General features: G+C 19.5%; 2 protein-coding genes and 1 pseudogene. All 3 read right to left on the bottom strand.

Annotated elements, in window-relative coordinates; translation table 11 throughout:
* Window positions 1-175: 175 nt before the first annotated feature.
* Window positions 176-436: a hypothetical protein gene (locus BBA70_RS01520; protein ID WP_252861522.1), complete on the bottom strand. Its 261-nt coding sequence runs from the start codon at window positions 434-436 to the stop codon at window positions 176-178.
* A gap of 26 nt (window positions 437-462) precedes the next feature.
* Entirely contained in the window at window positions 463-606 is a 144-nt protein-coding gene (locus BBA70_RS01515) for a hypothetical protein (protein WP_160122694.1), read from the bottom strand.
* 169 nt (window positions 607-775) lie between these two features.
* Window positions 776-1,249: pseudogene (locus BBA70_RS01510) on the bottom strand (hypothetical protein); the annotation flags it as partial.

Below are 1,249 nucleotides of genomic sequence, written 5' to 3'. Positions count from 1 at the left end.
ATTGTTATTTGTTTACAATTTTCTATATCAAAATGTTCTTTATCGGGTGAATTTATTTTTATAATTAATTGTTGTCTTTTATATGAAAAATCCCAAATTTGTTGATTTATTTCAATTAATGTATTACATAATCCAATTTGTATATAAAACTTTTTGATTTTTATATCTAGATATTTTAATTTCTTTTTAAATTCATTGTATTTAGATTAAGTCGATCATATTGTAAAATTTCATCAGATAATTTTTTAATTTGAGATAAAATTTCATCAATTTTATTTTTTATATTATTCTTTATTTCTTCAATCGATAAATCATTAATATTTCTAACTTCATTATTATTCATTGCCATAACTCTATTATTACTAAAATAAATGATATTCCTAAGAAAATTATTAAAAAAATAAATTATTTTACATTGTTTTTTAAATTCAAACATTATTTATTAAAACTCCTTTAATTTTTTTATTCCCAATCAGGGATTGTTCTTTTCATTTCTACTTCTTTGGTTTTATTATTGTTATGTTTGTCTTTGAAGATGGATAAAGTTTTAAGGACAGGGTGGAAGTGGAGGCGAAAATCTTCGTTTTTAAATGCTGAATTTTCCACCCATGCACGACAACAAAGTAATAATCTTTATCTTTTTTCTTTCAAGGGGTTTTTTGTAAGCGATTGCTGATTTTTTTCAAAATATTGCTTCTTTTAAAAAAATCTTTTTCTTATTACTTATATTATAGCATTAATAATTTCAATAATTTAAAGTTTTTAAGTTTTGTAATTTATAAATAATTTTATTATTTTTTTCCAAAAACAAATCATTAATTATTTGTTTAATATTCCATTAAAATATATTAGAAAAATTAAAATTAACCATCGGAAATGAACTTAATTCTATTTCTTATTTCTTTACAAATGACGACTATAAAAATCAATTCCTTTATTAGAATTTGATTCAATTTGTTTATCATTTTTAGAAAAATATTTACTAACATATGAAACAACTTTATTAACATAATCTTTTTTATCAAAAGTGCCTTTATAAAAAACTTTACATTTACTAATTTCAATTTTTTCAAATAAATGTTTTATATTATTTTTATTCATAACAGATGAATAAGCATTAGCCCAAAGCAAAGTAATTTTTGACACTTTAAAATTCTTTTTCTCATAATAATTTTGAGGTATTTTAATATTACCTTTTTCATCTATTTTATGCATTAAATAATCATCATAAAAAAATACTCTTATTTCC

Origin of the sequence: New Jersey aster yellows phytoplasma, from assembly GCF_002554195.1 — a bacterium.
Lineage (GTDB): Bacteria > Bacillota_I > Bacilli_A > Acholeplasmatales > Acholeplasmataceae > Phytoplasma.
This window is presented reverse-complemented; position numbering and strand designations above follow the sequence as displayed.